Below are 13,983 nucleotides of genomic sequence, written 5' to 3'. Positions count from 1 at the left end.
GAACATCATGAGCGAAGCGAGTCGTGACGACGGCGCTGCCCGGTACGACCTGGGTCTGCTGTTCACCGACGGCCTGCCGGACATGGACGACGCCAACGGCTACCGCGGTGCGGTCGCCGCCCGGGCGGCCGGCATCTCCTACCGCCAGCTCGATTACTGGGCCCGCACGGGCCTGGTCGAGCCGACCGTCCGCGGCGCGGCGGGCTCGGGTTCGCAGCGTCTCTACGGTTTCCGCGACATCCTCGTCCTGAAGCTCGTCAAGCGTCTCCTCGACACCGGGATCTCGCTCCAGCAGATCCGCACCGCCGTGAACCAGCTGCGGGAGTCTGGGGTCAGCGACCTCGCCCAGACCACGCTGATGAGCGACGGCGCCAGCGTCTACCTCTGCACCTCCAACGACGAGGTCATCGACCTCGTGAGTCGCGGCCAGGGCGTGTTCGGCATCGCCGTGGGCAAGGTCCTCCGCGAGGTGGAGTCCAGCCTGGTCGAGCTCGACACGCAGAGCGACTCGCTCGACGAGCTGGCCCAGCGCCGCGCCTCGAAGTCCAAGGCCTCCTAGAACCGGTCCCGCCCAGCGGGCGTCCGGGCGGATCATCCGACGTCGGGTGTCGAGCCCGCGCCTCCGATCAGGAGCAGGCCGTTACGCGTCAGGATCCGGCGGTCGCGTATTCGCCGATGCGGGCGGTGCGCAGCACACGCTCCAGCAGCAGGTCGAAGTTGTGCGCCATCTCCTGTGCGCTCTCGCCCGGCCACACGTGCAACGGCTTCGCGGCGCCCTGCGCCTGCTGCAGCGACGTACGCTCCGGGAGCTGCGGGGCGAGGACGAGCGGCCCGAACATGTCGCGCAGCTCCTTGATGCGGAACTGGTGCTCCAACGACTGGACGCGCGCACGGTTGACGATGATGCCGAGCGGCTGGAGGCGCGGCGACAGGCCGCGGCGGATCTCCTCGATCGCGCGCAGGGCCCGGTCGGCGGCGGCGACCGAGAACAGCCCGGGCTCGGTGACGACGGCGACGCGGTCGCTCGCGGCCCACGCCGTGCGCGTGAGGGCGTTCAGCGACGGCGCGCAGTCGATCAGGACGAGCTCGTAGTCGTGCTCGACGTTGGCGAGCGCCTCCTCGAGCTTCCAGATGTCACGGATGCTCGGGTGCGGCCCGTCGAAGTTGATCGCGGACGGGCTGCCGATCATGACGTCGATCTTGCCCGCGCGGCCCTTGGTCCAGCCGGAGGGCGCGATCGCGGCGCGCACGATCTTCTCCTTGGGGGACGCGAGCACGTCGGCCACATTGAGGTGGCCCGCGACCTGGATGTCCATGCCGGTCGACACGTCGGACTGCGGGTCGAGGTCGACGACCAGCGTCCGCAGCCCTTTCGCGAACGCGGCAGAGGCCAGTCCGAGGGTCACGGTCGTCTTTCCGACGCCGCCCTTGAGGGAACTAACGCTGAGTACGTGCACGAGAGCCACGTTACCTTCACTAGTCTTAGAGAACCTAACCGTTTGCTGTGTGGTGTCGACCCCTGCTCGAAAGGTCCCCATGTTCCGTAAGATCCTCGTTGCCAACCGTGGTGAAATCGCGATCCGTGCTTTCCGCGCCGCCTATGAGCTGGGCGCCCAGACGGTCGCCGTCTTCCCGTACGAGGATCGCAACTCGATGCACAGGCTCAAGGCCGACGAGGCGTACCAGATCGGCGAGCCGGGCCACCCGGTGCGCGCGTACCTGGACGTCGCGGAGATCATCCGCGTCGCCAAGGAGTCGGGCGCCGATGCGATCTACCCCGGGTACGGCTTCCTGTCCGAGAATCCCGACCTGGCCGAGGCCGCGCGCGCGGCAGGCATCACCTTCATCGGCCCGCGCGCCGAGGTGCTCGAGATGGCGGGCAACAAGGTCACGGCGAAGGAGCACGCGATCGCCGCGGGTGTGCCCGTGCTGAAGTCCACGCCGCCGTCGCGCGACATCGACGAGCTGCTGGCGGGCGCGGACGAGATCGGTTTCCCGATCTTCGCGAAGGCGGTCGCGGGAGGCGGCGGCCGCGGTATGCGCCGGGTGAACAGCAAGGGCGAGCTGCGCGCCGCCCTCGAAGAGGCGATGCGCGAGGCCGACAGCGCCTTCGGCGACCCCACCATGTTCCTCGAGCAGGCCGTTCTGCGCCCCCGCCACATCGAGGTCCAGATCCTCGCCGACGGCGCGGGGAACACGATGCACCTGTTCGAGCGCGACTGCTCGGTGCAGCGCCGCCACCAGAAGGTCGTCGAGATCGCCCCGGCGCCGAACCTCTCCGACGACATCCGCCAGGCGCTGTACCGCGACGCGGTGGCCTTCGCGAAGTCGATCGGCTACGAGAACGCAGGCACCGTCGAGTTCCTGCTCGACACCGCGGGCGACCGGGCGGGCGAGCACGTCTTCATCGAAATGAACCCGCGCATCCAGGTCGAGCACACCGTCACGGAGGAGATCACCGACGTCGACCTCGTGCAGTCGCAGATGCGCATCGCCGCGGGCGAGACGCTCGCCGAGCTGGGTCTCAGCCAGGACACCGTCCACATCCGCGGCGCCGCCCTGCAGTGCCGCATCACGACGGAGGACCCGACCGCGGGCTTCCGCCCCGACACCGGCAAGATCACCACCTACCGCTCGCCCGGCGGCGGCGGCATCCGCCTCGACGGCGGCACGATCAGCCCCGGATCGCAGATCAGCCCCCACTTCGACTCGATGCTCGCCAAGCTCATCTGCCGCGGGCGCGACTTCCCGGCCGCCGTCTCGCGCGCCCGTCGCGCCCTGGCCGAGTTCCGCGTGCGCGGCGTCGCCACCAACATCCCGTTCCTGCAGGCCGTCCTGGAGGACCCGGACTTCATCGCCGGCGACGTCTCGACCGCCTTCATCGAGGAGCGGCCGGAGCTGTTCAAGGGCCGCGTCTCGAAGGACCGCGGCACGAAGGTCCTCAACTGGCTCGCCGACGTCACGGTCAACCAGCCGAACGGCCCCCGGCCCGAGACGGCCGAGCCGGCGGACAAGCTGCCCAGGATCGACCTCAACGTCCCCGCGCCGTCCGGCTCCCGTCAGCGGCTGCTGGAGCTCGGACCGAAGGGCTTCGCCGAGGCGCTCCGCGCGCAGAAGGCCCTCGCGGTCACGGAGACGACGTTCCGCGACGCGCACCAGTCTCTGCTCGCGACCCGCGTGCGCACCAAGGACCTCCTCGCGGTCGCGCCCTACGTCGCGCGCATGACGCCCGAGCTGCTCTCGGTCGAGGCCTGGGGTGGTGCGACCTACGACGTCGCGCTCCGCTTCCTCGGCGAGGAGCCGTGGGAGCGTCTGGCGTCGCTGCGCGAAGCGCTGCCCAACGTCAACATCCAGATGCTGCTGCGCGGGCGCAACACCGTCGGCTACACGCCGTACCCGACGCAGGTCGCGGACGCGTTCGTGCGCGAGGCCGCCGCGACCGGCGTCGACATCTTCCGCATCTTCGACGCCTTGAACGACGTGTCCCAGATGCGCCCGGCGATCGAGTCGGTGCTCGCCACGGGCACCGCGGTCGCGGAGGTCGCCGTCTGCTACACGGGCGACCTGCTCGACCCGGCCGAGGACCTCTACACGCTCGACTACTACCTGAGGCTCGCGGAGCAGATCGTGGAGTCGGGCGCGCACATCCTGGCGATCAAGGACATGGCGGGCCTCCTGCGTCCGTCCGCGGCCGAGAAGCTCGTCGCGGCGTTCCGCGAGCGCTTCGACCTGCCGGTGCACGTGCACACGCACGACACCCCGGGCGGCCAGCTCGCGACGCTTCTCGCCGCGGCCCGCGCCGGCGCCGACGCGGTCGACGTGGCCAGCGCGCCGATGGCGGGCACCACCAGCCAGCCGAGCGCCTCCGCTCTCGTCGCCGCGCTCGCCCACACCGAGCGCGACACCGGCATCTCGCTCTCCGCCGTCGAGGACCTCGAGCCGTACTGGGAGGCCGTGCGCCATGTCTACGCGCCGTTCGAGTCCGGCCTCCCCGGGCCCACCGGCCGCGTGTACAAGCACGAGATCCCGGGCGGACAGCTCTCCAACCTGCGTCAGCAGGCCAAGGCCCTGGGCCTCGCGGAGGACTTCGAGCTCGTCGAGGACATGTACGCGGCGGCCAACCGCATCCTCGGACGCATCCCCAAGGTGACGCCCTCGTCGAAGGTCGTCGGCGACCTCGCTCTGCACCTCGCGGCCGTGAACGCCGACCCGGACGACTTCGCCGAGAACCCGCAGAACTACGACATCCCGGACTCGGTCGTCGGCTTCATGGCGGGCGAGCTGGGCGAGCTGCCCGGCGGCTGGCCCGAGCCGTTCCGCACCAAGGTGCTGGCCGGCAAGACGGTCAAGGTCGGTGTGGAGGACGTCCCCGCGGAGGACGCGGCCGCGCTCGAAGGCTCGAGCGCGGAGCGCCGCGCCGCGCTCAACCGGCTCCTCTTCCCCGCCCCGACCCGGATCTTCGAGCAGATGCGCGAACTGTTCGGCGACCTCTCGGTCGTCGACTCGCTCGACTACCTCTACGGTCTCAAGCCGGGCGCGGAGCACGTCATCGAGTTCAGCAAGGGCGTGCGCCTCTACATCGGGCTCGAAGCCATCGGCGAGGCGGACGAGAAGGGCATGCGCACCGTCATGACCACGCTCAATGGCCAGCTGCGCCCGGTGTTCGTGCGCGACCGCAGCATCGTCGTCGAGACGAAGGCGGCGGAGAAGGCGGACTCGGCGAAGCCGGGCCACATCGCCGCGCCGTTCTCGGGCGTCGTCACCCTGCACGTCGCCGTCGGCGACCGCGTCGAGGCCGGGCAGGCCGTGGCGTCGATCGAGGCCATGAAGATGGAGGCGGCGATCACCTCCCCCATCGCGGGGACGATCGAGCGGCTCGCGATCCCGAAGACCCAGCAGGTCGATGCCGGCGACCTCCTGGTCGTGGTCGCGACGGCGTAGCGCCTACACTGTCGAAGTCGCCTCCGTGAGGAGGCAGGAGGAGACCGAAGAACGTGGCACAGAAGCCGGAGGAGCCGGAGCGCCGCGACCTCACGCCCCTGGACGAGGAGCTCACGCTCACCACGCCGGAGACGCTGAGCATCGCCGTGGATCTTCCGCCGACCCCTCCGCGAGAGGTGCCGGATGACGAGGCCGCAGTCGCGATCGACGACATCCCGATCGACCCCGGGTTCGTCGCGTCGCCGACAGAGCCGAGCACGACCTCCGTCGCGATCGTCGCCTCTCGTCTGGCCACCGGCCCGACGGAGACGACCCGCACGGAGACGGCGGAGCCGGTCGTCCCGCTGCCGGCCGGTGACACTCAGCGTGAGCAGTTCGGGCAGTCACGGCGCGACCGGATGCGCGGCGAGCACTCGACGCAGCCCGAACCGGCGGCCATGCTCACCGCCGACCGGCTGCTGGAGGTCAACCGCAAGACCCGTCCCGGCCCGGAGGGTCCGTGGCAGCGCTTCGTCTACAACGCGACCTTCCGCACGGTGAACCTGGGCGACTCCGCCACGGTGCGTGCGCGCAAGGAGCTCGACCACCGCATCCAGAAGCAGTTCGAGGGCGGCACCCGCTTCGTGCCGGTGCTGACCCGCAAAGGCGGCGTCGGCAAGACCACCGTCACCACGCTGCTCGGGATGGCGCTGGCCGACGCCCGCGACGACCGCATCGTCGCCATCGACGCCAACCCGGATCGCGGCACCCTCTCGGAGCGCGTGCCCAAGCAGACGCGGGCGACCGTGCGCGACGTGGTGCACAAGGCCGCGAGCATCACGGGTTTCACCGATTTCTCGGCGCTCGTCTCGCGGGACGAGACGCGGCTCGACATCCTCGCATCCGACACGGACCCTCTGCTCTCGGAGGCGTTCGACGAGAACGACTACAACGTCGTCGCCGACCTCACGGCGCGCTTCTACTCGATAGTCCTGACGGACTGCGGCACCGGCATCGTCCACTCTGTCATGCGGGCCACCCTCCAGCGCGCCGACTCCCTCGTCATCGTCTCCGGCGGCAGCGTCGACGAGGCGCGCCTCGCGTCCGAGACCCTGACCTGGCTCGAGGCGAACGGCTACGGCGATCTCGTGCGCAACGCGATCGTGGCGCTCAACACGGCGACGCAGGGAACGAACCTGGTCAAGCTCGAGGAGATCGAGGCGCACTTCCGCTCGCGGGTCCGCGAGATCGTCCGCATCCCGTACGACCCGCAGCTCGCCGCCGGCTCTGTGGTGCAGTGGAAGGCACTCAAGCCGCTGACCAAGCTCTCCGCCCGCACCCTCGCCGCGCTCGTGGTCGAGGGACTTCCCGCCGAGCGCGACTGAGCCCGTCCGTCCGTCCGCCCCACCGAGGAGTAGTACTCGTGACCGAGCGTCAGATCCGTATTTTCGGCGACCCCGTCCTGAAGACCCCATCCCTGCCCGTCGGCGAGATCGACGACGGGGTGCGCGGCCTCGTCGAAGACCTGGTCGACAGCGTGCTGCCGCCGGGGCGCGCCGGTGTCGCGGCTCCGCAGATCGGCGTCAACCTGCGCGCGTTCAGCTACAACGTGGACGGCGACGTCGGCTACGTCATCAACCCGGAGCTGGTCGAGGTCTCCGGCGAGCCCGAACTGGTCGACGAGGGTTGCCTCTCCGTCCCGGGGCTGTGGTTCAAGACCCTCCGCTATCCCTTCGCCCGCGTGCGTGGGATCGACGTCGACGGCAACGAGATCGAGGTCTCCGGCACCGGCGTCATGGCGCAGGCTCTGCAGCACGAGACCGACCACCTCGACGGGAAGCTCTACCTCGACCGCCTCGACAAGGAGACGCGGCGCGAGGCCATGAAGCAGGTGCGCGAGAGCGACTGGTTCTGACCCGGACCGTCCCTCCCTCCTCCTAGACTGACGTCATGCGCATCGCGGTCGCCGGAGGATCAGGCAAGCTCGGACGCACGGTCGTCCGCGAACTGCGAGCGGGCGGCGACGACGTCGTCAGCCTCGACGTGGTGGGAGAGCGCGGACCCGGCTTCGTGCGCGTCGACCTGACCGACTTCGGGCAGACGCTCGACGCCATTCTCGGCGTCGACGACCGGCACACCGGGTTCGACGCGATCGTGCACCTCGCCACCATCCCCGCCCCGGGCATCCTGAGCGACGTGGCGACCTTCCACAACAACATCCGCGCGACGTACAACGTCTTCCAGGCCGCGCGCCGGGCGGGCATCCGGAACATCGTCTACGCGTCGAGCGAGACCGTGCTCGGTCTGCCGTTCGACGTGCCCCCGCCGTACATCCCGGTGGACGAGGACTACGCGGCACGTCCCGAGTCGACCTACTCCCTGGTCAAGCACCTCGAGGAGCAGATGGCGATCGAGCTCGTGCGCTGGGACCCGTCGCTCAAGATCGTCGCGCTGCGGTTCTCCAATGTCATGGACCCGTCCGATTACGCCGAGTTCCCGTCGTTCGACGACGACGCGCGGGCCCGCAAGTGGAACCTCTGGGGCTACATCGACGCCCGCGATGGCGCGCAGGCCGTCAAACGCGCCCTCGACTGGGACGCCACCGGTTTCGACCGCTTCATCATCGCCGCCGCCGACACCGTGATGACCCGTCCCAACGCCGAGCTCGTGGCCGAGGTCTTCCCCGGCGTCCCGCTGAAGGGCGAGCTCGGCGTCAACGACACCCTGCTCTCCATCGACAAGGCCCGCCGCCTCCTCGGCTACGCCCCCGCCCACTCCTGGCGCGACTGACCCCTTCGGCATTCGTGCCGAATGTCGACTCTGCGTGCGCCATTCCTGCGAATCGTCACGAATGTTCGTCCACAGTTGTGGCGATGAGGAGGTACTTTTCCACAGAAGCGTCGGGAGGGCGCAGGAGCGGCGAGCTGCTTGCCACGATGAGGGGATGCGCACTCCTGCACCTCTTCCCGCCGGCCTCGGTGGACGATCCTTCACCTCGGAGGACGCACGCCTGTCGGGCGTGAGTGCGTCGCGCCTCCGCGCTCGCGACCTGCATCATCCGTTCCACGCCGTCCACACGTTTCGACCACCGGAGGGTGTGCTCGCGCGGTGCCGGGCCTACCTGCATGTGATGCCGGCGGATGCCTACTTCAGTCACCAGACAGCCGCGGCTCTGCTCGGCATTCCCCTGCCACCTGGCATCGTGCAGGGCATCCTGCACGTCGCCGTCGAATACCCGCGAACGCCGCCGCGCGCGAGGCGTCGTCGGGCACAGCTTGCGCAGTGTCGAGGGCGCAGTGACGGATGGTCTTCGCATTTCGGCGCCCGCGCACATTTGGTGCCAACTCTCGGGGGTTCTGGATAGGGAGGATCTAGTGGCGGCAGGCGATCACCTGGTGGGAGCCCGCGGCAGGGAAGCCCTTGTGACCCATGATGATCTCGCGGCACTGGCAGACGAGTTGCATCGGACCAAGGGCTCACGCTCTCGCACCTGGGCGCTGCGGCGCATCCGCTACGGAACGGACTCTCGGCCGGAGTCGCTGCTGCGATTGCTGCTCGAGGAGTGCGGTGTGTCGGGTATTGCCGTCAATGCGCCTGTACCTGTCGACGGAGGCCGGCTTGTCCTGCACCCCGACCTCACGGTCGCGCGCCACCGTATCGCCCTCGAATACGAGGGCGACGGTCACCGCGTGGACCAGCGCCAGTGGCATCTCGACATCGAGCGACGTGAACTGCTCGAGCGTGAGGGGTGGCGGGTGGTACGCGTGACGGCACGCGACCTGTTCCACGAGCGCGCCGCCTTCGTCACGCGCCTCCGGAGATTCGTGCCGAATGTCGAGTAACGCGGCGTGAAACTCGACATTCGGCACGAATATCGCGCGGGGTCAGTAGGCGAGGGAGATGCCCTGGGTCTTGGGGTTGTCGCTGTAGATGCCGTCGATGACGTCGGCGAAGTCGGCGAGGATGACGTTGCGCTTGATGCTGAGCTTCGGCGTCAGGTGGCCGCTCGCCTCGGTGAGCTCGGTCGCGAGCACGACGAACTTGCGCACGCTCTCTGCACGCGAGACGCCGGCGTTGGCGGCGTCGACCGCGCGCTGGATCTCGGCGTTGACGGCCGGGTTGACGGACGCCTCGGCCAGCGTCATGTCCTTGTCCTCGCCGTTGTTGGCGAGCCAGGTGGGCAGCATCTCAGTGTCGAGGGTGACGAGGGCGGAGATGAACGGCTTCTGATCGCCGACGACGACCACCTGGCCGACGAGCGGGTTGGCGCGGATCGGGTCCTCGAGAGCGGCGGGGGAGACGTTCTTGCCGCCGGCGGTGACGATGATCTCCTTCTTGCGACCGGTGATGGAGAGGAAGCCGTCGGCGTCGAACGAGCCGAGGTCGCCCGTCTTGAACCACCCGTCGTCGAAGGCGGCCTCGGTGGCCTCCGGGTTCTTCCAGTACTCCTTGAAGACGTTGATCCCCTTCACCTGGATCTCGCCGTCGTCGGCCAGCCGCAGCGCGACACCGGGGAGCGCGGGGCCGACGGTCCCGATCTTGAAGGAGTCCGGGAGGTTGACGGTCGCAGGGGCCGTGGTCTCGGTGAGGCCGTAGCCTTCGAGGATCTTGATGCCCAGGCTGTGGAAGAAGTGGCCGAGGTGCGCACCGAGCGGGGCGGAGCCCGACACGGCGTATCGGACCCGCCCGCCCATCGCGGCGCGCAGCTTGCTGAAGACGAGCCGGTCGTAGAGGGCGAACTTCAGCTTCAGCCCGAACGGCACCGACCCGGACTCGACGGCCTTCGAGTGCTCGACGGCGACGGCGGCGGCGGCGCGGAAGATCTTGCCCCGGCCGCCGGCTTCCGCCTTCTGCTCGGCCGAGTTGTAGACCTTCTCGAACACGCGGGGGACCGCGAGGAGGAAGGTGGGCTTGAAGCTGGCGAGCGCAGGCAGCAGCTGCTTGGTGTCGGCCTGGTGCCCGACCTTCACGCCTCCGGTGACGCACAGCACCGCGATGAATCGGGCGAAGACGTGGGCGGTGGTGATGAAGAGCAGGGTGGAGGCGCCGCCCGGCTGGTTGACCAGCTCGGTGAGCGCTTCGGCCGAGTTGCGGGAGAGCTCGACGAAGTTGGAGTGGGTGAGCACGCAGCCCTTGGGGCGGCCGGTCGAGCCCGAGGTGTAGATCAGAGTGGCGATGTCCTCGCCGCGGGCGAGGTTACGGCGCCGCTCGATCTCCGCGTCCGGCACCTCGACCCCGGCCGCGGTGAGCTTGTCGAGGTCGCCCAGGTGCAACTGCCACACGTCCCCGATCAGCGGGAGGTCGGCGTGCACCTCGTCGAAGCGGGCGTGCATCTCGGCGTTCTCCAGGATGACGGCGATGGCGCCCGAGTCGGCCATGTTCCACTGGATCTGCGTGGGGGAGGAGGTCTCGTAGATGGGCACGAGCACTGCGCCGGCGAACCAGGTCGCGAAGTCGATGAGACTCCACTCGTACCGCGTCTTGCACATCAGGCCGATCTTGTCGCCGGGCTGGATTCCCGCGGCGACCAGTCCCTTGGCGAGCGCGACGACCTGACGGTGGAACTCGGCTGCGGTGATGTCTCGCCAACCGGCACCGTCCGGAACGCTGAAGAGCGGCGCGTCCGGGGTCGCGGCGACCCGCTGGATGAGCAGGTCGGTCGAGTTGGCCTCGGGGTCGGCAGGGACGACGGCGGGTGTTTCGAAACTGATCACGGGCAGCTCCTTCGATACCGGTGGGCGACTGGCTCGACCGAATGGCTTCGGCCGGACTCGTTAACTACACTCTAGATGGTGCGGCGGGAGTCGCCTCCCGGGCGGCCCGCCCCCACCATCCCACCACCGCCCCCTCTGGAAGGTTCTGCCTGTGCACGCGATCGGGATCGACATCGGAGGCACGAAGATCGCGGGGGCCGTCGTCGACGAGCTCGGGGTCATCGTGCGCGAGGACCGTGTCCCGACCGACGCGACCAGCCCGGCGGAGATCGAGAACGCTGTGGTCGAGATGATCGAGCGCCTCTCCGACGGTCCGGAGGAGATCGCGGGCGCCGGTGTCGCGGCCGCCGGATTCATCGACGCCGCGCAGTCGACCGTCTACTACGCCCCGAACATCAACTGGCGCCACGAGCCGTTCCGGGAGAAGCTCGAGAAGCGCATCGACCTGCCCGTCCTGATCGAGAACGATGCCAACGCTGCGGGATGGGCAGAGTTCCGCTTCGGCGCGGGCCGTCTCGTCAGCGACATGGTCATCCTCACCATCGGCACGGGGGTCGGCGGGGCGATCGTCAGCAACGACCGCCTCTTCCGCGGCGGCTTCGGTGCCGGCGCCGAGATCGGCCACATGCGCGTGGTGCCCGGCGGCCTGCCCTGCGGCTGCGGTGCGCACGGCTGCATCGAGCAGTACGGATCGGGCCGCGCGCTGCAGCGGATGGCGAACGAGCTCGCCGACGCGGGCGGCATCGGCCAGGCCCTCGCCGACGTGCGCGCACGCACCGGGACCCTCAGCGGCAGTGACATCTCGACCCTGATCATGGCGGGGGACCCCGGCGCCCTCGCCGCGCTCCGCCAGCTCGGCGACTGGCTGGGACAGGCCTGCGCGAGCCTGGGCGCCATCCTCGACCCGCAGCTCTTCGTGTTCGGCGGCGGGGTCGCCCAGGCCGGCGAGCTGCTGCTCGAGCCGATCCGCCTGGCGTACCTCGAGAACCTCCCGGCCCGCGGGTACCACCCCGAGCCCGAGTTCAAGATCGCCGAGCTCGTGAACGACGCGGGTGTCGTCGGCGCGGCGGATCTCGCCCGCGTGCACGCCTCCCTCTGACGCCGGACGGGGGCTAGGCTGCAGAGCGATGTTCTACTGGCTGATGAAATACGTGGTGGTCGGACCCGTCCTGCGCGGGATCTTCCGGCCGTGGGTGGTCGGTCTCGACAACATCCCCGCCGGTGGGGCCGTCATCCTCGCCAGCAATCACCTCTCGTTCATCGACTCGATCTTCCTGCCGCTCATCGTCGACCGGCACGTCTCGTTCCTCGCCAAGAGCGACTACTTCACGCGCAAGGGGCTGAAGGGATGGGCGACCAAGACCTTCATGAAGGCGACGGGGCAGCTGCCCATCGACCGCTCCGGCGGCAAAGCGTCGGAGGCATCGCTCAACACCGGTCTCGCGGTGCTGGCCCGGGGTGAGATCCTCGGCATCTACCCGGAGGGGACGCGCAGCCCCGACGGCAAGCTCTATCGCGGACGCACCGGCGTCGCCCGGATGATCCTGGAGGCCGGCGTACCGGTCGTCCCGGTCGCGATGGTCGATACCGCCGACATCATGCCGATCGGCACGCGCGTCCCGAAGATCGGCCGCATCGGCATCATCATCGGCGAGCCGCTCGATTTCTCCCGCTTCGACGGCATGGAGGGCGACCGTTTCATCCTCCGCTCCGTCACGGACGAGATCATGTACGAGCTGCACGCGCTCGGAGCGCAGGAATACGTCGACGTGTATGCGAGCACGGTCAAGGAGAAGCGGGCCTCGCTCTCCCGCTGATCGTCACATTCGACCCGCGATCGCCCCGCGGTCACGCTCTCGCTGCGCGGCACGGTAGGCTCGGTATCCACCAATCCCACCGGCGCGGCCGAGTGCGGCGCGCCCCCGAATGAGCGGAAGACCAGTGCTACAGACCACAGATCCCGTCGTGCGACCAGACGAGTCCGTGATCGAGGGCCTGGACTATTGGCGCACCCTCGAGATCAAGCAGCAGCCGACCTGGCCGGATGCGGAGGCCGCTGCCGCCGCCTCCGCCGAGATCGCCACCCTGCCGCCGCTCGTGTTCGCGGGAGAGGTCGACCAGCTGCGCTCGCGTCTGGCGCGCGCCGCCGAGGGCAACGCGTTCCTGTTGCAGGGCGGGGACTGTGCCGAGACCTTCGCCGGAGCGACCGCCGACCAGATCCGCAACCGGGTGAAGACGGTCCTGCAGATGGCCGTCGTCCTCACCTACGGCGCCTCCGTCCCCGTCATCAAGATGGGGCGGATGGCCGGACAATTCGCCAAGCCGCGCTCGAGCGACACCGAGACCCGCGGCGGCGTCACGTTGCCGGCCTACCGGGGCGACATCGTCAACGGCTACGACTTCACCCCCGAATCGCGGCAGGCCGACCCGCGCCGCCTCGTCCAGGGCTACCACACGGCGGCGTCCACGCTGAACCTGATCCGCGCGTTCACGCAGGGCGGTTTCGCCGACCTGCGCGAGGTGCACAGCTGGAACAGGGGCTTCGCCGCCAATCCGGCGAACCAGCGGTACGAGGGCCTGGCGCGCGACATCGACAAGGCGATCAAGTTCATGGAGGCGGCGGGCGCCGATTTCGACGAGCTCAAGCGCGTCGAGTTCTACGCCAGCCACGAGGCGCTGCTGATGGACTACGAGCGGCCGATGACGCGCATCGACTCGCGCACGGGGACCCCGTACAACACCTCCGCTCACTTCGTGTGGATCGGGGAGCGTACGCGGGAGCTCGACGGCGCGCACGTCGACTTCCTCTCCCGAGTCCGCAACCCGATCGGCGTCAAGCTCGGTCCGACGACCACGCCGGACACGATGCTGCGCCTGATCGACAAGCTGGACCCGGAGCGCGAGCCCGGTCGCCTGACCTTCATCACGCGGATGGGCGCGGGCAAGATCCGTGACGCACTCCCGCCGCTGCTGGAGGCCATCAAGGGCGCGGACGCGCTGCCGCTGTGGGTCACCGACCCGATGCACGGCAACGGCCTGACCACGCCCAACGGCTACAAGACCCGTCGCTTCGACGATGTGGTCGACGAGGTCAAGGGCTTCTTCGAGGCGCACCGCGCGGCCGGCACCAACCCGGGCGGCATCCACGTCGAGCTCACCGGTGACGACGTCACCGAGTGCCTCGGCGGTTCCGAGCACATCGACGAGGAGACCCTCGCCACGCGCTACGAGTCGCTGTGCGACCCGCGACTGAACCACATGCAGTCGCTGGAGCTGGCGTTCCTCGTCGCGGAGGAGCTCGGCAACGCCTGACGCACGCCACGGAAGAGCCCCCGCCGTCCTCGGACGA

General features: G+C 69.4%; 11 protein-coding genes. 9 read left to right on the top strand and 2 right to left on the bottom strand.

Annotation, left to right across the window (positions count from 1 at the left end):
- Positions 1–7 precede the first annotated feature (7 nt).
- Positions 8–559 carry a MerR family transcriptional regulator gene (locus IT072_RS12615; RefSeq protein ID WP_308443805.1) on the top strand — a complete coding sequence of 184 codons (552 nt, stop codon included), beginning with the start codon at positions 8–10 and terminating at the stop codon, positions 557–559.
- A gap of 88 nt (positions 560–647) precedes the next feature.
- On the opposite strand, the gene IT072_RS12610 is transcribed toward IT072_RS12615, so the two are convergent.
- Positions 648–1,457 carry a ParA family protein gene (locus tag IT072_RS12610; RefSeq protein WP_025157657.1) on the bottom strand — a complete coding sequence of 270 codons (810 nt, stop codon included), beginning with the start codon at positions 1,455–1,457 and terminating at the stop codon, positions 648–650.
- 79 nt (positions 1,458–1,536) lie between these two features.
- On the opposite strand from IT072_RS12610, the gene IT072_RS12605 reads away from it, so the two are divergent.
- From IT072_RS12605 to IT072_RS12585, 5 genes are all read left to right on the top strand, one after another.
- A complete protein-coding gene (locus IT072_RS12605; RefSeq protein ID WP_223357092.1) occupies positions 1,537–4,941 on the top strand; it encodes a pyruvate carboxylase in 3,405 nt (1,134 codons plus the stop codon).
- Positions 4,942–4,994: 53 nt separating this feature from the next.
- Positions 4,995–6,305: a MinD/ParA family ATP-binding protein gene (locus tag IT072_RS12600; RefSeq protein WP_223357090.1), complete on the top strand. Its 1,311-nt coding sequence runs from the start codon at positions 4,995–4,997 to the stop codon at positions 6,303–6,305.
- Positions 6,306–6,343: 38 nt separating this feature from the next.
- A complete protein-coding gene (gene def, locus IT072_RS12595) occupies positions 6,344–6,835 on the top strand; it encodes a peptide deformylase (RefSeq protein WP_223357088.1) in 492 nt (163 codons plus the stop codon).
- A 35-nt stretch (positions 6,836–6,870) separates the two neighbouring features.
- Entirely contained in the window at positions 6,871–7,710 is an 840-nt protein-coding gene (locus tag IT072_RS12590) for an NAD-dependent epimerase/dehydratase family protein (protein ID WP_223357086.1), read from the top strand.
- 584 nt (positions 7,711–8,294) lie between these two features.
- Positions 8,295–8,762: a hypothetical protein gene (locus IT072_RS12585; RefSeq protein ID WP_223357082.1), complete on the top strand. Its 468-nt coding sequence runs from the start codon at positions 8,295–8,297 to the stop codon at positions 8,760–8,762.
- 42 nt (positions 8,763–8,804) lie between these two features.
- Here the strand turns inward: IT072_RS12585 and IT072_RS12580 are convergent, their stop codons facing one another.
- Positions 8,805–10,634: an AMP-dependent synthetase/ligase gene (locus IT072_RS12580; RefSeq protein ID WP_223357081.1), complete on the bottom strand. Its 1,830-nt coding sequence runs from the start codon at positions 10,632–10,634 to the stop codon at positions 8,805–8,807.
- A gap of 151 nt (positions 10,635–10,785) precedes the next feature.
- Between IT072_RS12580 and IT072_RS12575 the strand changes: the two genes are divergently transcribed.
- The 3 genes from IT072_RS12575 (at position 10,786) to IT072_RS12565 (ending at position 13,946) form a co-directional block, all read left to right on the top strand.
- Complete coding sequence (locus IT072_RS12575) at positions 10,786–11,733, top strand: ROK family glucokinase (RefSeq protein WP_223357079.1); 948 nt, start codon at positions 10,786–10,788, stop codon at positions 11,731–11,733.
- Between the two features lie 28 nt (positions 11,734–11,761).
- Positions 11,762–12,451 (top strand): lysophospholipid acyltransferase family protein, encoded by a 690-nt coding sequence (locus tag IT072_RS12570; RefSeq protein ID WP_223357069.1) that lies wholly within the window; start codon positions 11,762–11,764, stop codon positions 12,449–12,451.
- 109 nt (positions 12,452–12,560) lie between these two features.
- Complete coding sequence (locus IT072_RS12565; RefSeq protein WP_223357068.1) at positions 12,561–13,946, top strand: class II 3-deoxy-7-phosphoheptulonate synthase; 1,386 nt, start codon at positions 12,561–12,563, stop codon at positions 13,944–13,946.
- Positions 13,947–13,983: the final 37 nt, after the last annotated feature.

The organism is Leifsonia sp. ZF2019, assembly GCF_019924635.1.
Lineage (GTDB): Bacteria > Actinomycetota > Actinomycetes > Actinomycetales > Microbacteriaceae > Leifsonia.
This window is presented reverse-complemented; position numbering and strand designations above follow the sequence as displayed.

Coding starts and splice junctions, on each gene's coding strand:
- IT072_RS12605 (WP_223357092.1), top strand. CDS start 1,537: ATGTTCCGTAAGATCCTCGTTGCCAACCGTGGTGAAATCGCGATCCGT.
- IT072_RS12565 (WP_223357068.1), top strand. CDS start 12,561: ATGAGCGGAAGACCAGTGCTACAGACCACAGATCCCGTCGTGCGACCA.
- IT072_RS12590 (WP_223357086.1), top strand. CDS start 6,871: ATGCGCATCGCGGTCGCCGGAGGATCAGGCAAGCTCGGACGCACGGTC.
- IT072_RS12615 (WP_308443805.1), top strand. CDS start 8: ATGAGCGAAGCGAGTCGTGACGACGGCGCTGCCCGGTACGACCTGGGT.
- IT072_RS12570 (WP_223357069.1), top strand. CDS start 11,762: ATGTTCTACTGGCTGATGAAATACGTGGTGGTCGGACCCGTCCTGCGC.